Below are 16,364 nucleotides of genomic sequence, written 5' to 3' on the forward strand. Positions count from 1 at the left end.
CAGGGTAGGGTGTGTCCTTCTTTGCCGGAAGCAAAAAAAAAGGAGAATATTATTTCTCCTTTTGATGGTTTTAAACTTCCTGGTGTTGATTTATCCCAGCCTCCGCAATGATTTCGTGGATATCTTCATCCATGATTTCTTTCTTGATGTCTGCATGATTCAGGAAAATATGGTACACTTTGTCCAGTTCCAGCTTGGTGAGATTGTATCCGATTTTATGGGCTCGGAATGCAAGTGCTGCGCGACCGGAACGTGCAGTCAGCACTATCATGGATTCATCTACTCCCACTTCCAGAGGGTCGATGATTTCATAGGTTTCTCTGTTTTTGATTACCCCATCCTGGTGGATGCCGGACGAGTGCGCAAAGGCATTGGTGCCTACGATGGCTTTGTTGGGTTGTACCAGCATGCCCATTCGTTCTGCCACCAGGCGGCTGACAGGATTTAACAGTCTGGAGTTGATCCTGTTTTGGAGGTTTAGCCTCGGATGTTGTTTCATGATCATGGCTACCTCTTCCAGGGAAGTGTTACCTGCCCGCTCGCCTATGCCGTTGATGGTACATTCGATTTGCCTGGCACCATTCATCACTGCCGAAATGGAATTGGCCGTGGCCAGACCCAGATCGTTGTGGCAGTGTGCCGAAATGATGACGTTTTCTATCCCCGGTACATTATCTCGCAAATATTTGATTTTTGCACCGTATTCGTCTGGCAGACAATAGCCTGTGGTGTCCGGTATGTTCAATACCGTAGCTCCGGCCTTGATGGCTGCTTCGCAAACCCTGGCCAGATATTCGTTTTCTGTACGACCAGCGTCCTCGGCATAAAACTCTACATCTTCCACGAATTTTTTGGCATGCGCCACGGCTTCAGCGGCCCATTCCAGTATCCGCTCCCTGTTGCTCTTGAACTTGTATTTGATATGGGAGTCGGAGGTGCCGATTCCGGTATGTATTCTGGGTCTTTTGGCGAAGCGCAGCGCTTCGGCAGCAGTTTCTATGTCTTTCTTTACCCCCCTGGAGAGGCCACAGACAATAGGTTCAGTTACATTTTTTGATATTTCTACCACTGATTTAAAATCTCCTGGACTGGAGATGGGAAAGCCCGCTTCGATCACATCCACGCCCAGAGCTTCTAGTTGGCGGGCGATTTCGATCTTTTGTGGGGTGTTTAATTTACATCCGGGAACTTGTTCTCCGTCCCTCAGGGTAGTGTCAAAGATCAATACGTGATTGTCATCCATGCTCTTTCAGTTTTTATTAAAATCCAATGTAAAACCTTCGTCCGGACAATGAAATTCAATTACCTTTATGTGTCCGATACCTAAAAGGATTTTTTTACATGTAAATATTTAAAAATCAATAGGTAATAGTTTATTTATATATGATATCCAATTTTAAAAAAGATTTTCTTTTTGATTTGATCAGCAGTTTGTCGCCTTCAGAAAAGCGCAATTTCAAACTCTACGCGAAAAGGCTTTCCTCTAATCAGCATGCCAAGTTTCTTGTCCTCTTCGACGTGCTGGAAGGCATGGAGGAATACGATGAAGCCCACCTGTTGAAAAAGGCCCCGGTAGGTAAGAAGCAACTCTCAAACATGAAGGCACATTTGTACAAGCAGATACTGACCTCATTGAGGCTTCTCTATGCCGATAGGAATGTGGAGCTGCAGCTAAACGAGCAGATCGATTTTGGACGGATATTGTTCAATAAAGGTCTGTATATGCACAGTCTGAAAGTATTGGACAAAGCCAAGCAGGTGGCCGGGCAATATGGTCTGGACACGGTGATGCTCAGGGTGGTAGAAATGGAAAAGGTCATCGAGTCTCAGCACATCACCAGGAGTATCCGAAACCGGGCTGAGCTCTTGGGTCAGGAATCCGCTGCGCTCTCCCACAAGGTCAATCTGAAGAACCGTTTTTCAAGTCTCTCCCTACAACTTTATGGCATTTATTTGAAAACAGGCTATATCAAAGACAGAGAGGGCAGGCGTACGCTGGAAAGGTTTTACCAACGCAATATGCCGGACTATTCTTTTAGCGATCTGGGTTTTTACGAAAAAATGTACCTTTTTCAGGCCCAGGTCTGGTATTTTCACATTATCCAGGACTTCCCACTGTGCTATAGAGCTGCCCAGCATTGGGTGGACTTGTTTCACTATTCCCCACACATGATCCGGGTGGCAACGGGCAACTACCTGAAAGCCTATCATTACCTGCTGGATACGCTATTTTACCTGGGATATTTCGACAGGTTTATGGAAGTACTGGAAGAATTCCGAGCCAGCCTGAAACAGGGAGAATTCGTGATGGACGACAACAGCCGGGTCCTGGCATTCTTGTATCTTTATTCCAATTTGCTCAACATCCATTTTCTGAAAGGAGAATTTTCAAAGGGTGTGCGGGAGCTGATACCGGTGTTGATGAGGGAAATGCAGCCGATAAAAAGCAAGCTTGACATTCACCACCTGATGGTCTTGCATTACAAGGTAGCCTGCCTTTATTTTGGTCATGGGGACAACGAAAAAGCGATTTTTTACCTGGATCAGGTGATTGAAAACAATCAGGATGGTCTGCGGGAAGACCTGCAGTGTTTTGCTCATATTCTGAAGCTTATCGCCAGCTACGAGGCCGGACTGGATGAAAAATTAGACGGTCAGATCCGGAATGTGTACCGCTTTCTGATCAAAATGGATGATCTTCACCAGGTGCAAAAGGAAATGATGTGGTTTGTCAGGAAACTGAGCAGGATATATGACCACGAGCTAAAAGGGGCCTTTATAGACCTTAGAGAGAAACTAAAGATCTATGAAAATCACCCTTTCGAAAAGCGGGCATTTTTGTATCTGGATATCATTTCCTGGTTGGAAAGTAAAATTGAAAACGTTCCCGTACAGGAAGTAATCCAAAAGAAGTTTCTCGAAAAATCCAAGGCTGGAAAAATAAATGGGTAGGTAAAAAAAAGCTGCCAGCAAAATCATTTACCGGCAGCTTGAATGGGCTATTGAGATCAGATCAGGCCAATACCTCTTTTTCAACGATGACCTGGCCTTTGTAGTATAATTTGCCATCCAGCCAAAATGCCCTGTGTGGCAGGTGAAATTCACCGGTGGTGGGGCATTGAGCCAGGCCGGGCGCGTTCAATTTATAGTGCGTCCTTCTCTTATCTCTTCTGGTTTTGGAAATTTTCCTTTTAGGATGTGCCATATCTATGTAATTTTTAGATTATTCGTTCTGTTTCAAGTTTTTCAAGGCCTCCCAAAATGGGTTTTGGCCATTGCTGTCGTCTTCTTTTTCTTCGCTATTTCCTGCTTCATACACAATCCAGCCATCTTCCTCTTCAGATTCGTCATCCTCCGTCCTGTGATCCGGGTGTATTTTTTTAGCAGGGATGGCCAGCAAGATAAATTCATAAATCAGCTGAGCTACGTTGATGGTCGGTGTATCCGGGGTGATCTGGAATACTTCCTCGTTGATTTCCTTTTCCTCCGTACCATACTTGTAGAGAATCTTGTTCTCTACATCCAGCCCATGCTCAAACTTTTCCAGGCTTCTATCGCAGGTTAATCCTACGCTGCCTGAGATGGAAAAATCCGCTTCAATGAGATTAACTTTTCTATCCAGACATACATTTACTTTCAGGTTGATCTTGTGGATTATATCTTTGATTTTTTCAAAGTGATCCAGAAAGTCTCTTCCAATATCAAAATTGAAATGATGCTCCCCCTCCTTCAACCGGATGATGTCGATATCGAATTTCCTTATGAATTTCATCTTCTGAATAAGACCGCAAATTTAAATAATAATTTCTGATTAATAAAACGCAGGCGCGATTAATTTCAGTCAATTGCAGCTGCGTCCATTTTCTTCCGGATGATATCATGGGCCAGGAAAATGGCAGCCCGCATGGAGCCTTCGTCCGCAGCATTTTTTCCGGCAATGTTATAGGCTGTGCCATGGTCCGGGCTGGTCCTGATTATTGGTAATCCGGCGGTAAAGTTTACACCGTTTTCAAAAGATACTGTCTTGAAGGGGATCAGGCCCTGATCGTGGTACATGGCCATTACTCCGTCAAATTTTTTCTGGTGCATCATGCCAAAAAAGCCATCCGAAGGGTAGGGGCCAAATACCATCTCACCTCTTTCCTTAAATTCTTTTACTACCGGTAGGATGATTTCTTCCTCCTCTCTTCCCAAAAGCCCGTCCTCTCCGGCATGGGGATTTAGTCCCAAGACGGCTATTTTTGGTTTTACAATACCAAAATCCTGATTCAGGGATTTGAGCATGATCTTTAACTTGCCCTTAATAGATTCAGGAGTAATATTTTCTACTACAGACTTCAGCGGCAGGTGTCCCGTGACCAGGCCCACACGCATATCGTCCGAAACCATAAACATCAATACTTTTTTTGTTTCAAATGCATCTGATAAGTATTCCGTATGTCCTACAAATGGCTTCTCGGCACTATTGATATTGCTTTTATTTAGCGGTGCGGTGACCAGAGCGTCCAGTTGCTGGCTTTTGAGGTCTGCAATGGCCTGATCCAGGGCGGCCAGCGCCATATTGCCGGCCTCTTTCGTCTCTACTCCCGGCATGACCTCGGGAGAATCCTGCACCACATTGATGACATTGGTCTTTTTGTGGTGAATGTCTTCAATGCTTTTCACCTGCATGAAGTTGAAGTCATTCATCTCCATGACTTTCCGGTAATAGGTAATGGCTTTGCCGTGGCCGTAGATTACAGGAGTAATCATTCTTTGCAGCCGACTGTCTTGCAGGGCTTTCATGGTCACCTCTGCACCAATCCCGTTGATGTCTCCTATACTGATGCCAATAACAGGCTTATTTTTTTTTATATTCATGCGCGCTAAAAATCTTTGAGTCTTCGTTCCTGAATTTTGGATTCCCGTAATATAGGCATTAAAATTTTTATCCTCTAACTATCTTTTCCCTGCTTTGAACAGAAGCATTTCGGTATCATCCAAAAGAATAAATTAAAGCAGGGCATTCTTCGCCGGGAAATTCAAAGAACCAGGCCTGTAAAGGGATAATATCAATAGGACACCTCTACCCTAAAACGTGAATTAACGGCTTTGAGCTGGTCAAATGCCGCTTTGGAAACCTTGATCAGCAGTTTGTTATTGTCGCCGGTTTCAGGTAGTACGCCTACTACGCGGGCAAAAACAGTCACGTCGTTTTCCTCATTACGGATCCTCATGATGGTGCCTACAGGGGCTGTGCGGTGCAGGACCAGGTATTTTTTGTGATTGCCAGTACCCTCTATCACTTCTGCCTGACCGCTTTCCTGTACATTGCGGAATGCCGTCGAACTGCTTACATTGCTTGTCCCGGAAGAGCCGGACACAGCAGTTCCTGAGCCTGAAGTGGATCTGTTGGGTTTGTCATTTGAGGTATTGGTTGCTGTGGTTTTGTTTACCGGTGCGGGTAGTTGGCTGACAGGAATATTGGCATTGACCTCCCTGCCTACTTTCAGCGTTTGTCCAATGGACAGGTTATTGGAAGTCAGTGCATTCCATTGTTTCAGGTCATCAACCTTTGCGTCGTATTTTCTGGCGATGCCAAACAACGTTTCGCCCTGGGTAACCTTGTGGGAAATCCAGTTGCCATCGGGGGATACAGCGGGTGGAGTTGAACTGGTGTTGCCGCCATCAGCACCGGGAGATGCTTTTTTGGAAGGGCCCGGATTCTCCTTTTTGTCCGTTTTTGGTTTTTCCGCACCTGCAGATACCTTTTCGTTGGTCACAGCAACCGTACGGTCTGCCAATGCTGCGGTTTCTTCTATCTTTGCTTCAGCTACGGGTTGTTCTTTTTCTCCCAGTACCTTGACAATTAATGACTGGCCTACGCTGAGGTCATTTCCCTGCAGTTCGTTCCATTCCATCAGTTCAGCAATTTCGACCTGATAATTTTTGGAGATGGAAAACAATGTCTCTCCAGGGCTTACCTTATGCACTTTTGCTCCATCTGGAATGGCTACTTTTTCTACAAAAGGTATGCGGATTCTTTGACCTACTTTCAAACCGGATTTCAGGTTATCATTACTTTGCACGATATCGCCCACCGGAGCACCGTACCTTCTCGAAATTCCAAAAAGTGTTTCCTGAGCTGCTACCTGATGGATGATATAGGATTTTTCTCCCACCCGCTCTATGCCTATTGAGTCGATTGGCGTCAATATGCCGCCCTGAGACGGTAGAGCAACCCCAATCAATCCCAAAATCAATATCCAGTACTTCATGATATTTCAGTTTTCTGACGATAAATCCCCAATACTGATGCAAATTTGATATTTATTTTATCAATTGCAACTCCATTTTATACCAATACGGGCTTTCATTGTTTTTATTGGTATATTCAAACGGAAATAACAAATCTTATAAAAAATGAAATTGGTATTCGGTTTAATGCTTTATGCGTTTGTGGTGTTTGAGGGCGGTACAATAGGTTTCGCACAGGAGGATGGTACAGTTGATTCATTGAAAACAGTTTATGTTTTGGAGATGAAAAGTGATATTGATCCCAGAATGAACCGGAAGGTAAAGCTGGCACTGGAAGACGCCGCCAAACGAGAGGCTGTCATGATCATCGTGCACATGGATACCTATGGTGGGGCGGTGACCGACGCTGATGAAATCCGCACCTTGTTTTTGGAATCCCCTGTACCGATCCATTCTTTTATCGATAAAGATGCCGCCTCTGCGGGGGCCTTAATTTCCATCGCCTGCGATAGCATTTACATGGCCAGGGGAGGGAGCATAGGGGCGGCTACCGTGGTAATGGGTGGCACGGGTGAGGCCGCTCCGGACAAGTACCAATCCTATATGCGGTCCATTATGCGAAGTACCGCCGAGGCCAGAGGCAGAGATCCCAGGATTGCGGAGGCCATGGTAGATGAAGATATAGAAATTGAGGAGATTTCCGAAGCCGGTGAGGTGGTCACGTTTTCTGTTTCCGAAGCCATCCAACATGGTTTTTGCGAGGCAGAAGTGTCGTCTATCGATGAAATCGTCGAGCGGAACGGGATTCAGGATTATGAGATACATTATTATTCCCCTTCTGTGGTGGAAGATATCATTTCCTTTTTTCTAAACCCCGCCGTCAGTGGCTTTTTGATACTGGTCATTTTTGCCGGTATTTATTTTGAAATCCAGACACCAGGGATCGGTTTTCCCCTTGCTGCCAGTGGAATTGCCATTCTGCTTTATTTCATCCCCTATTACCTCACCGGACTGGCTAGCAATCTGGAACTCGTTATTTTCGTAGCTGGCGTGATATTGTTGGCTGTAGAGATATTTGTCATCCCTGGTTTTGGTGTTTTTGGCATTTTGGGGATCATCTGTATTCTGGCGGGTCTCACCATGGGCATGTTACCCAACGAACAGTTTGATTTCACCTTTGTCAGTTCAGGAAAGTTGTTTACTGCCCTGCTGACGGTAATCGTTTCGGCGATTGTCGCTACGGTATTGATCTTTTCTATTACTCCAAAAATCAACCAATGGGAAAGCTTCAGCAGACTCTCGCTGTCTACTACCCAGCAGAAGACAGAGGGATACACCTCTTCTTTTTACAGCGATGACCTGCTGGGAAAGCAGGGAATTGCTCATACCCGCCTGATGCCAAGTGGCAGAGTTTTGATAGATGATGAAATGTATGATGCCTATTCGAGGGGGGAATTTATCGATAAAGGTGAGAAAATCCAGGTAATAAGTACGGAAGGCACATCTCTGAAAGTCAAAAAAATTGTGGTTTAAGATATGAAGTATCTGGTGGGCGACCTATTTTTACCCGGGTAGTAAAATCCAACCGGTATATTTTCGCTGACCAAATACCTGAGTGATATGAGTAGAGCGTTCAGAAGGATTTATTCTATATATGGAAGTATAATTTTCATTACTACTTTTTTGGTTTTGTTTCCGGTATTTGTATTGACCATAGAGCTGCGAAATAGAAAGGCCCAGGGAAGGAAGCTGAACAGGATTTGGTCAAAGGTGTTTTTTGGTCTGTTGTTTTTTAAAGTAAAGATAGAAAACCTGCACCATTTCAGGAAAGGCAGCCAATATGTGATTGTTGCCAATCACTTTTCCTATTTGGACATTCCTGTATTGGGATTGATCCCCTTTGACCTGGTTTTCATTGGCAAAAGCTCCCTGGCCAAAGTTCCTGTCTTCGGTTACATGTTCAGAAACCTGCATATCTCGGTCAACAGAAACAGCCTGAAGAGTCGGGGAGAGTCCATAATGAAAGCGAAAGCTGCCCTTGAGCAGAAAAGCAGTGTGGTCTTCTTTCCCGAAGGAGGGATATCCAGCCAGCAGCCGCCGCAAATGGCTCGTTTTAAAGATGGAGCATTTAAAGTGGCCCTGGACAAACAAATTCCCATAATTCCTATCACTTTATCATACAATCATTTAATTTTGCCGGATGATGGCCGGTTTTTACTGCGGTACAAACCGGTAAAAGTGGTCGTCCATCCCCCCATTGCGGTGGAAGGTTTAGATTACAAGGATGTGGGCATGCTCAAGGAACGATGTTACCGCACAATACAGGATCAGTTGTGGAAAGACAACGCCAGGCTGGTCGATAAAACTTAAAACCTATGAAAGTAGATACCAATTCCCTAAAGAAAATTGCCCATCTGGCCAGGCTGGAGTTTGACGAAAAGGGGGCCAAGAAAATGACCAGGGACATGACCCAGATTTTGGACTGGGTGGAGAAGTTGAACGAATTGGATACCTCGGAAGTGGAGCCGCTTATTACCATGTCTTCAGAAGTAAATATCATGCGGGATGATGTGGTTGGAGAACATCTGGATCATGAGAAGGGGCTGAAAAATGCTCCTCAGAGAGATTCTGATTACTTCCGTGTTCCCAAGGTAATGGAATAATGCACCAACGACAGTGGGAGAAAATCATCTTCGCTCTGCTTTGTCTGATTCTCCTGTTTGCGGGAGTGGGAATTTTGATGGTGCAGTGGGGAATGGTACAGCCATCAGCCCTGTTTATTTCCACCGGCCTGGAATCCGTTGAGGTCCTTCTCGGAAATTTTTTCTCAGGTACCGGCCGTCTGGGACAATACACACAAAATTATTTGCTATTTGACCGCTTTGTCGCAGGAGATATTCAGCTTTACCCCATACTCAACCAGTGGCTGGGGATTTTTTCCTGGCTGCTCGTATTAATTCTGGCCACATTGCTGACGCTCTTAAAGCGAAATGCCTTTTTGCTTGGCGCAGGCTTGCTGGTATTACTGTTGACCATTAGTGGAGTAAACAGCCTCAATATAGGGGGCGTTGGTACTAATTACGGGTTGGTGATCTGCCTTGTTACGGTGTTGCTTCCGGCAGCACTTATCCACCTTTTCTTTGAAAATACCTCCCTGGGATGGCGTATTTTGATCGTTATGGGTGCAGGTTTGACAGGCTTGGGGCTTTTGATTTACCTTGCCCGGGCTCCCTATCCTACCGTCCTTTTTTCAGAGAATATTTTCCTGATGACCATGAGCATGGCGGCGGGCTTTTTGATCTATACCGGTCAATCGATGATATCGGGTTTGTACCTGATTCTGGCCAGGCTAAACCAGGGTGTGGGAATTAAGATCGGCTGGCACTTTGCGCTCCTGGGCACGGCTTACCTGGCGCTTATGGGTCTGATGCTTCTGGATATCACCGGCAGTCTCAATGGCTGGCCCCTCCCTCCCCTTGAATTAATGCTGGTCCTCACCGGTCTAGTAGGGTACTTCGATATTCACCACAAGATCAGGAACAGCAAACAACCCTATAGCTTTAGCTGGGTGGGGAATTTGTTTTACCTGACAGGTTTTGCCATTTGCCTGCTGGTGGTCTTCAAGGCAAGGCTTGCCTTCAATACCCCTATGCTGGATTTTGTCCGGCACTTTTTTATCTACAGCCAGCTCGGTTTTGGCCTGCTTTTCTTCTTGTACATTTGGGTGAATTTCTCAGGAATTATCAACAGCGGAACAGCAATAGAAAAAATCGTCTACAAGCCACCCTTTTTCCCGTATTTTCACATGCGCCTGGGAGCAGTCCTGAGTTTACTCATTTTCATCGTTTATGCGGATGGAATTGTTGCGGTACAGTTCAGTACTTCCTCGACCCAGCTGTCAGCGGACTATTACCTGGCGGCCAATCGACCGGTAGAGGCCACCGTATTGTATGAAAATGCCTTTGAAAGGTACCGGAGAAATCAGAAAGCATTGTATGCAAGCGCCCAGCTCTACCTGGACCAAAATCAGCCTACCCTGGCACTCAATACGCTGATGAGGAGCTTTGAAGAAAATCCTCAGGTAAGAGATATCATTTTATTGAGCGAACTACTGGAAAAAAGGGATCGGATAAATGAGGCCATTTACTACCTGGAAGAAGGCTTAAAATACTACCCTTCAAATGCCTACCTGGCCAATAACCTGGGGCTGATATACCATCAGATGAAACGGCCTGACGATGCCCTGGAGGTTTTGGGTAGGATGAATGGGCAAACGGCTAGCCAAAGGTTGAACCGATTGGGCATAAAGATCATGCACGGTAAAGGATTGGAGGAAGGAGACGAAGAGGCAGCTACCTTGAAGGAAATGGTAAATCTGACCGCACATGCAAATGTGATGGGCAAAAAAACTGCCATTGAGCTCCCTGTCGACAGCATCAGCCAGGTTCAGGATCCGGTCAATCGGGCCATGCTGCGCAACCATTTTACCGCCATGGAAACGGGAGTAGCAGCTGGAAGATTTTTAGAAATGGTGGATACCTTACTGAATGACCAAAATCTGTTGCTGAGCCATGAGGAAAGTGTCCGGGAGTCAGGATTGGTGCTTGCATACAGGGCCGGCCGGATAAATGAACTGCTACGCAGGCTGAACGGCATGGCATTTCGGTTCAAAAGAAACGCCGGATATTACCATGCCTTTGCCGGGTATGTCTTTGCCAGGGAGGGGGATTTCAAAAAAGCTGCTGCCTCCTGGAACCAGGCTGCATTCAGTGGGTTTGCCCGCTTTACACCTGCCCACCTTCCCTACCTTTATTTTGGCGGGATGCAGGATCAGGCCTTGTTTGTATCGGGAACGCAGGGGGTAGATTTTCCGGAATGGATGCGCTTTGACGACGGGCAGCAATTGATCGGCAATGATACCGTAAAATTTTATCAGATTCTGGCTGACTTGCCTGAAATGCTTGGAAAGGAACTTATGCCGGCCCTTAACGAGCTGGAATCGGAATCGCACCGAGCCTTTCTGGCCAAAGAGATGATATTGAAGAAGGGACATTGGTTTGAGCCTGAGCAGTTGGACGCTTTATTGGATCTGGCTTCAGCTCAGGAGTTTTTAGTAGTGGATTCCGATTATCTGTCAGCCTATGTCAGACAGGTAAAGGGTCTTGAAACCACCAATGGAGCCCAATGGAGTGCAGATCCCCACAATGCTTACCTGACGCCCATGGTTCTCGCTGCTGCAAATGATCTTGCTGACGACGAGAAACGGTACGCGCTGCTTCAGGAAGCCAGTCAGTTCAATAAAGACCCGTTGTTGTGGATAGAGTTGGTCAGGTACAGCAGAATTATTGGTATGGACCAGTATGCCAGCAGCAACCTCGCGATGATGGCGGAATGGATCGCACCGGAAGATCTGCTTGAATTGCAGTTGGAAAACTTCTGAATCCATTGGTATAATTTAACACTAAGGATTCCGGTTTTTGTGCAATATCTCCTATCTTCACACTTTAAATTCTACTGCCATGCCAGAAATTATAAAAACCAGGGAAATACAAAAGATTTACAGAATGGGCTCTGAAGAGGTCCATGCACTCGAATCTGTCAGCATCAACGTAAACAGAGGAGAATATGTGGCGTTTATGGGCCCTTCGGGATCTGGAAAATCTACCTTGATGAATATCATCGGCTGTCTGGATACCCCCACTTCAGGACAGTATGTGTTGAATAACAAGGATGTCAGTGATATGAGTGAGAACGAGCTGGCCGAAATCAGGAACAAGGAGATTGGCTTTGTTTTCCAGACTTTTAACCTGCTTCCCAGGGCTACCTGCCTGGACAATGTGGCCCTGCCGTTAATTTATGCCGGCTACAACAAAACAGAACGTGACGAGAAAGCGTTTCTTGCTTTGAAAAGTGTCAGCCTGGAGGACAGGATCCACCACAAGCCCAATGAGCTCTCGGGTGGGCAGCGGCAAAGGGTGGCCATTGCGAGGGCGTTGGTAAACGATCCGAGTATCATCCTGGCTGATGAGCCGACCGGTAACCTCGATACAAAGACTTCGTACGATATCATGGATTTGTTTCACGAATTGCATCAGAAAGGGAATACCATTATCATGGTGACGCATGAGGACGATATAGCTCACTATGCACATCGGGTAATTCGTCTGAGAGATGGCCTGGTAGAATCGGATGAGGTCAACCCAAATCCCACAATTGTAGATAAATCGGTGGTATAAATCACCCCCATCCTGCTTTGCTAATTTATGAAGATCTATACGAAGACCGGAGATAAGGGTGAAACCTCCCTTTTGGGTGGAACAAGGGTATACAAGTCGCATTTGCGAATTGATGCCTATGGAACCATAGACGAGCTCAATGCCCATCTCGGCTTGCTGCGCGATCAGGAAGTCAATAAAAAACGCGCAAAAGAACTATATTTCATTCAGGACAGACTTTTTGTCATCGGAGCGCTTCTAGCCAGTGATCCGGAAAAAGGGCAGATTAAAAAACCTGGCTTTTCTGCCGGGGATATTGCCTTTCTGGAACGGGAAATTGATAGCATGGAAACCTCGCTGCCCCCGCTAAGCAATTTTATCATGCCAGGTGGACATCCGGTGGTATCCATGGCACATATTGCCAGGACCGTGTGCAGAAGGGCAGAAAGGTGTATCGTACTGTTAAATGAGGCTTCCTTTGTAGAATCTCTGATCCTGGAGTTTGTCAACAGACTTTCAGATTACCTTTTTGTGCTGGGCAGACAGCTTGCAGTTGAATTAAACATAAAAGAAATAACCTGGCACCCAGGTGATTGATCCATGATGAACAAGACCATACCTATCCGCATCGACAAGACAAAGCAGTCCAGATTGGAAACTACCAATTTTGATAATCTCGCCTTTGGTCAGATCATCAGTGACCACATGTTTGTGGCGGAATACAAAGATGGAGAGTGGCAGGAGCTGAGGATTGAACCCTATGGACCCATGCAAATAAATCCTGCCAATGCAACCCTGCATTACGGGCAATCTGTTTTCGAAGGACTGAAAGCCTATAGAAATGAGAAAGGCGAGATATTGGTATTCAGGGGAGACGCCAATCAGCGCAGGCTGAATGAATCTGCCCGGCGCATGTGTATCCCCGAAGTACCGGAAGAGATTTTTATGGAGGGAATGCGCAAACTCCTGGAGATAGACAAAGACTGGATTCCGCGACAGCCCGGCTGTTCCCTGTATATCCGGCCCTTTGTTTTCGCTGCTGATGATTACCTGGGAATAAGGCCCTCCAACAACTATAAGTTTATGATTCTAACCAGCCCGGTAGGAAATTATTATTCCAAGCCGGTGGCAGTGAAGGTAGAAACGCAGTATGCCCGGGCTGTAGAAGGAGGTACCGGTGCGGCCAAAGCCGCCGGGAACTATGCAGGGTCGCTATTTCCGGCAAGAAAAGCCCAAAATGAGGGTTATGACCAACTCTTGTGGACGGATGGAAAAACCCACCAGTACATAGAAGAAAGTGGTACCATGAATGTAATGTTTGTGATTGACGGGAAGCTTATCACAGCTCCTACCAGTACCGGTACCATTTTAAAGGGGATCACCAGGGACAGTGTTTTGATCCTCGCCAGGGAGATGAACATGCCGGTGGAGGAACGGTTTCTGGCTGTGGGAGAACTTGAGGAGGCACTCATTTCAGGAAAGCTGGAGGAGGCATTTGGTACCGGGACTGCTGCCACTGTGGCGTTTATCCGCCTGATCAATATTCACGGCAAGGATTATGTGCTCCCGGAAAAGGCAGATGGTGCTTTTTCTACCAGGGTCCTGACCCAACTGGACGATATCAAATATGGTAGAATAAAGGATGAGTACGGCTGGATCATGAAATTTTAATCCGGGGTCGCCGGTTTCACAGGATTTACCCTCAGCCATGTCGTCAAGAAAAAGTATCTTTTTTGTGTTTTTTGTTTTCTTTCTGGTTCAAGCTGACCTCCTGGCCCAGAATTACCTGATACTGCAGCGGGGAAAAAATCAGAAAAGCCGGTTGACCTACGAAGTCGGCGAATCGCTGGTCTACCTGCAAAAGGGCCTGGATTACTACATCCGCGATGAAATCCGGGAGATTCACCAGGATGTCATCGTGTTGGAAGAAAATGTACTGGCACTCCATCAGATTGAGGCCATTGATATCAAAAACAAGGATCCCAGAAACCAGACCTTGTCAAATATGAGTCTGCTTCCGGTAGGGGCTGGCGGTCTATTGCTGCTCGCTGGGGGGATCAACAGTTTGTACGCCGACCAGAATATCCGCTATGAACCCGGGGTATTGGCCACGGCCGGAGGGTTGATCGGCGCGGGCATTCTGATGAGGTTTCTAAGGTACAATACGTTTACCGTCAAAGGAAGGAACAAAATACAGGTAATCGCTTTGGAGGAGCTGGAGCCCGACGAAGACTAAGCTGATTATCCTGTGAAATAGGTAATTTGAGTGAAATTGCCGAAATTTGATTTTTATTTCAATCTAAAACCAAGAGAAAGCAACTATGACAACAGATCAGTTGAAAGACTTGAAGGCCCGTGTTTCGGCCTTGAGGAGGTATCTTTGACTACGACCGGAAGAAAACGGAAATAGAGGAATTTGAAGCCATTTCAGCACAACCGGATTTCTGGAATGACCCTGAGGAGGCAGAGAAGACAATGAAGCAGATCCAGGCCAGGAAAGGCTGGACCAGTAAATATGAGGATGTAGATACAGGCGTACAGGATCTGGAAGTACTGTTTGAGTTTTATAGCGCGGGGGAAGTTTCAGAGGAAGAGTTAAAGGCAGAATACAAAAAGAACCTGCAAAAGGTAGAAGATCTTGAGCTCAGGAAGATGCTCAGCGGGGAAGAGGACCAGTTGAATGCCATGCTGGAAATTAATCCCGGTGCCGGAGGTACTGAAAGCAATGACTGGGCCTCGATATTGCTGCGCATGTACATCATGTGGGGTGAAAAGAATGGGTATAAGGTAAAGGAAGTAGATTTGCAGGAGGGCGAGGTGGCCGGAATAAAATCGGCTACCCTGGAATTTGAAGGACCACTGGCTTACGGCTTTCTGAAGTCAGAGTCTGGTGTTCACCGCCTGGTAAGGATTTCGCCCTTTGACAGTGGAGGCAGGAGGCATACTTCGTTCGCCTCGGTGTATGTTTACCCTGTGGTGGATGATACCATCAATATAGAGATCAATCCCTCCGATGTGGAGTTTCATACTTCCAGATCCGGTGGAGCAGGAGGCCAGAATGTAAACAAGGTGGAAACCAAGGTTCAGTTGACGCACAAGCCTACCGGAATAGTGGTGGTCTGTCAGGCCGAGAGATCCCAGCTTGGCAACCGGGAGAAAGCAACCCAAATGCTTAAATCAAGATTGTACCAGTTGGAAATGGAAAAGCGCAATGCGGAGCGGGCCAAAGTAGAATCTGGCAAGATGAAAATTGATTTTGGTTCTCAAATCAGGAATTACGTTCTGCATCCCTACAAGCTGGTAAAAGACGCCAGGACAGCACATGAGACATCTGATGTGCAGGGCGTGTTGGATGGAGGGCTTAATGATTTTATCAAGGCATTTCTGCTCGCTCAGAGCGAAGAGGAGGTAAAGGATAAAGAGCAGTAAGCAAAAACATCAGGCCCGGACACCGATCCGGGCCTGTCTTTTTGCTCTTGTTCAAACAGTCTCTGTTTTTTTTTAAAGTAAAGGTGTATTTGCTCAAAATCCGGGACGTTGCCCCAGTATCAGGCAGCAAACCCATTGATCTTTGAAGCTTGAACTCCAATGTTGACGATGCATTCAGGTCAGGGCTGCAAGATTTTTTTTAACAGCAGGTCAGCTATTTACAGACCGGTTCAGGCAAGTGGGCCGGCCTTAATTCATCACCACCTCATCGACCATGAGCCAGGCCTTGCTGCCGGCTGCGCCATGCCAGGCGGGCAATTTGTCCAGTGGCGAGGCCAGTAATTTAAGTTGCCGAACCCCTTTGGCTGAAAAAGGAATGTCCACCTGACGGAGCAGACTTGGGGCGTCTTTTTGTAAGGGTGTCGGTCGGAAAGTATCTGCCAGCTTCCAATCCGAGTCGTCACTATCCCGCGTCCAAAGCTG

Annotated in this window: 15 protein-coding genes and 1 pseudogene; 10 read left to right on the forward strand and 6 right to left on the reverse strand. The window is 46.4% G+C overall.

What is annotated here, in order from left to right; genetic code table 11:
• Positions 1–70 precede the first annotated feature (70 nt).
• The gene (locus BUB19_RS02605; RefSeq protein ID WP_073091354.1) at positions 71–1,243 is read right to left on the reverse strand and encodes a 2-isopropylmalate synthase; all 1,173 of its coding nucleotides are present in this window, start codon (positions 1,241–1,243) and stop codon (positions 71–73) included.
• Between the two features lie 140 nt (positions 1,244–1,383).
• Here BUB19_RS02605 and BUB19_RS02610 point away from each other — a divergent pair, with 140 nt between their 5' ends.
• A complete protein-coding gene (locus BUB19_RS02610; RefSeq protein WP_178371427.1) occupies positions 1,384–2,952 on the forward strand; it encodes a hypothetical protein in 1,569 nt (522 codons plus the stop codon).
• Positions 2,953–3,013: 61 nt separating this feature from the next.
• Here BUB19_RS02610 and rpmF read toward each other — a convergent pair whose 3' ends face one another.
• The 4 genes from rpmF to BUB19_RS02630 form a co-directional block, all read right to left on the reverse strand.
• Positions 3,014–3,205, reverse strand: coding sequence for a 50S ribosomal protein L32 (gene rpmF, locus BUB19_RS02615; RefSeq protein ID WP_073091356.1), 192 nt, complete (start codon positions 3,203–3,205; stop codon positions 3,014–3,016).
• 18 nt (positions 3,206–3,223) lie between these two features.
• On the reverse strand, positions 3,224–3,772 hold the full coding sequence (locus BUB19_RS02620; RefSeq protein WP_073091358.1) for a YceD family protein: 549 nt from the start codon (positions 3,770–3,772) through the stop codon (positions 3,224–3,226).
• A 65-nt stretch (positions 3,773–3,837) separates the two neighbouring features.
• On the reverse strand, positions 3,838–4,860 hold the full coding sequence (gene pdxA, locus BUB19_RS02625; RefSeq protein ID WP_073091360.1) for a 4-hydroxythreonine-4-phosphate dehydrogenase PdxA: 1,023 nt from the start codon (positions 4,858–4,860) through the stop codon (positions 3,838–3,840).
• 191 nt (positions 4,861–5,051) lie between these two features.
• Positions 5,052–6,257 carry a LysM peptidoglycan-binding domain-containing protein gene (locus BUB19_RS02630; RefSeq protein ID WP_073091362.1) on the reverse strand — a complete coding sequence of 402 codons (1,206 nt, stop codon included), beginning with the start codon at positions 6,255–6,257 and terminating at the stop codon, positions 5,052–5,054.
• A gap of 145 nt (positions 6,258–6,402) precedes the next feature.
• On the opposite strand from BUB19_RS02630, the gene BUB19_RS02635 reads away from it, so the two are divergent.
• The 9 genes from BUB19_RS02635 to prfB all read left to right on the forward strand — a co-directional run bounded on the left by BUB19_RS02635 (position 6,403) and on the right by prfB (position 15,881).
• Positions 6,403–7,770 (forward strand): NfeD family protein, encoded by a 1,368-nt coding sequence (locus BUB19_RS02635; RefSeq protein WP_073091364.1) that lies wholly within the window; start codon positions 6,403–6,405, stop codon positions 7,768–7,770.
• A gap of 87 nt (positions 7,771–7,857) precedes the next feature.
• Positions 7,858–8,607, forward strand: coding sequence for a lysophospholipid acyltransferase family protein (locus tag BUB19_RS02640; protein WP_073091366.1), 750 nt, complete (start codon positions 7,858–7,860; stop codon positions 8,605–8,607).
• A 5-nt stretch (positions 8,608–8,612) separates the two neighbouring features.
• Complete coding sequence (gene gatC / locus BUB19_RS02645) at positions 8,613–8,900, forward strand: Asp-tRNA(Asn)/Glu-tRNA(Gln) amidotransferase subunit GatC (RefSeq protein WP_073091368.1); 288 nt, start codon at positions 8,613–8,615, stop codon at positions 8,898–8,900.
• Positions 8,900–11,677 carry a tetratricopeptide repeat protein gene (locus BUB19_RS02650; protein ID WP_073091370.1) on the forward strand — a complete coding sequence of 926 codons (2,778 nt, stop codon included), beginning with the start codon at positions 8,900–8,902 and terminating at the stop codon, positions 11,675–11,677. Before gatC ends, BUB19_RS02650 begins: the two co-directional genes overlap by 1 nt.
• Before the next feature lie 79 nt (positions 11,678–11,756).
• On the forward strand, positions 11,757–12,473 hold the full coding sequence (locus BUB19_RS02655) for an ABC transporter ATP-binding protein (protein WP_073091372.1): 717 nt from the start codon (positions 11,757–11,759) through the stop codon (positions 12,471–12,473).
• 27 nt (positions 12,474–12,500) lie between these two features.
• Positions 12,501–13,049, forward strand: coding sequence for a cob(I)yrinic acid a,c-diamide adenosyltransferase (locus BUB19_RS02660; RefSeq protein WP_073091374.1), 549 nt, complete (start codon positions 12,501–12,503; stop codon positions 13,047–13,049).
• A 6-nt stretch (positions 13,050–13,055) separates the two neighbouring features.
• Positions 13,056–14,123 carry a branched-chain amino acid aminotransferase gene (locus BUB19_RS02665; RefSeq protein WP_073091538.1) on the forward strand — a complete coding sequence of 356 codons (1,068 nt, stop codon included), beginning with the start codon at positions 13,056–13,058 and terminating at the stop codon, positions 14,121–14,123.
• 37 nt (positions 14,124–14,160) lie between these two features.
• Positions 14,161–14,688, forward strand: coding sequence for a hypothetical protein (locus tag BUB19_RS02670; RefSeq protein ID WP_073091377.1), 528 nt, complete (start codon positions 14,161–14,163; stop codon positions 14,686–14,688).
• 85 nt (positions 14,689–14,773) lie between these two features.
• Positions 14,774–15,881 (forward strand): peptide chain release factor 2 gene (gene prfB / locus BUB19_RS02675; RefSeq protein WP_143155889.1). Its coding sequence is split into 2 segments (ribosomal slippage): positions 14,774–14,833 and positions 14,835–15,881, totalling 1,107 coding nucleotides; the frame shifts between segments, so codons are not numbered across the junction.
• A 249-nt stretch (positions 15,882–16,130) separates the two neighbouring features.
• Here prfB and BUB19_RS24085 read toward each other — a convergent pair.
• Positions 16,131–16,364 (reverse strand): annotated as a pseudogene (locus tag BUB19_RS24085) (c-type cytochrome domain-containing protein); the annotation flags it as partial.

The organism is Cyclobacterium lianum (genome assembly GCF_900143075.1).
In the GTDB taxonomy this organism is placed as follows: domain Bacteria; phylum Bacteroidota; class Bacteroidia; order Cytophagales; family Cyclobacteriaceae; genus Cyclobacterium; species Cyclobacterium lianum.